The 1,104-nt window shown below is 38.8% G+C and carries 3 protein-coding genes; 1 reads left to right on the top strand and 2 read right to left on the bottom strand.

Going from position 1 to position 1,104, the window contains the following annotated elements; translation table 11 throughout:
* Both vapC and KCG35_RS25550 read right to left on the bottom strand, forming a co-directional pair.
* A partial coding sequence (gene vapC, locus KCG35_RS25555) for a type II toxin-antitoxin system VapC family toxin (protein WP_215822672.1) occupies nucleotides 1-356 on the bottom strand: 356 nt, incomplete at its 3' end.
* Nucleotides 356-547: a type II toxin-antitoxin system VapB family antitoxin gene (locus tag KCG35_RS25550; protein WP_215822671.1), complete on the bottom strand. Its 192-nt coding sequence runs from the start codon at nucleotides 545-547 to the stop codon at nucleotides 356-358. The genes KCG35_RS25550 and vapC, both read right to left, overlap by 1 nt.
* Nucleotides 548-618: 71 nt before the next feature.
* Here KCG35_RS25550 and KCG35_RS25545 point away from each other — a divergent pair, with 71 nt between their 5' ends.
* Nucleotides 619-1,047, top strand: coding sequence for a helix-turn-helix domain-containing protein (locus KCG35_RS25545; RefSeq protein WP_215822670.1), 429 nt, complete (start codon nucleotides 619-621; stop codon nucleotides 1,045-1,047).
* Nucleotides 1,048-1,104 lie beyond the last annotated feature (57 nt).

The following is a 1,104-nucleotide window of genomic DNA, read 5'->3' as shown; positions in this document are numbered from 1 at the left end:
CCCTCAAAATCTTTATCTGAAAACAGTAAAGGAATTTTTCTTTCAATACAAAACGTGGCAATGATGCAATCAATTGTTTTTCTGACCGTAATACCTTTCTTGCGGAGTGTCCGGTAGTTTTCAGCGCTTTTGATCGCTAGATATTGATTGCATAAAGGGTAAACATCCAGCTCAGTCAGTAACTCTTTCGCTCTTTTAAAGTCTCTATCTACTCGAAAACCTTGGAGGATCTCGGCAAGGATAAGGTCGCCAACTACAACTATTTCTGTTGAAAGAAGGCTATCCAAGCGATCTGTATGAACTGTAGCCTTGCCGTTGAAGTAATCAATCCAGACACTAGTATCTACAAGAACCACTAGTTAGTCCTCATATCATCTAGATCCCCTTCCCAAGCTAACTTGCCACGAAAATTCTTAATCTTTTCTTGCTTATTCAGCCTGATAAGCATTTTTAAGCCAGCTTCAACAGCATCCTTCTTTGTCTTGAGTCCAGTTATTTTAAGAGCCTCGTCCATTAAGCTATCATCAATGTTTATATTAGTTCGCATAGCTATCTTGCCTTGATGTGTATAAAATAACAAAATTATACACATCTGATTGGTTTTACTCAAGGAGGTTTATGAGTACCGATGACGTTAACAAGGTGTGGAGTCAATTTTTTGAGGTTGCAGCACCTTATTTACATATCGTCGATCAAGCCCATTATGAAGAAGCACTTGCCCTCATTGAAGAGCTTTTAGAAGAAGGTGAGGACAGTCATGATGATCCTCGAAATGTGCTTATTGAAATACTGAGTAAATCAATTGCTGAGTATGAAAAAAAAGACGAAGCTTTAAACAAGTTCGATGAGAAAGCGCATCAAGATCCTGCGGACGTTGCAATGCTTCGTTTGTTAATCGATCAGCACCAATTAAAGCTTTCAGATTTGCCAGAAATTGAAGATAAAACCCTCCTTTCTAAAATCCTCAAAGGTGAGCGAAAGCCTACCAAGCAACATATAATTACCCTTAGCGAGCGCTTTGGTATTAGTCCTGCTTTGTTTTTCTAAGGTGATAAAAGCTATTTGAGTGCTGCTGTGTTTCAGTTTCAGTGGCACTCAAAAACG

The sequence above is a fragment of the Zooshikella harenae genome, assembly GCF_018837975.1.
GTDB lineage: Bacteria > Pseudomonadota > Gammaproteobacteria > Pseudomonadales > Zooshikellaceae > Zooshikella > Zooshikella harenae.
This window is presented reverse-complemented; position numbering and strand designations above follow the sequence as displayed.

Bases quoted from the DNA above. Each gene is read 5' to 3' on its own strand.
- KCG35_RS25550 (WP_215822671.1), bottom strand. From the start codon at position 547: ATGCGAACTAATATAAACATTGATGATAGCTTAATGGACGAGGCTCTT.
- KCG35_RS25545 (WP_215822670.1), top strand. From the start codon at position 619: ATGAGTACCGATGACGTTAACAAGGTGTGGAGTCAATTTTTTGAGGTT.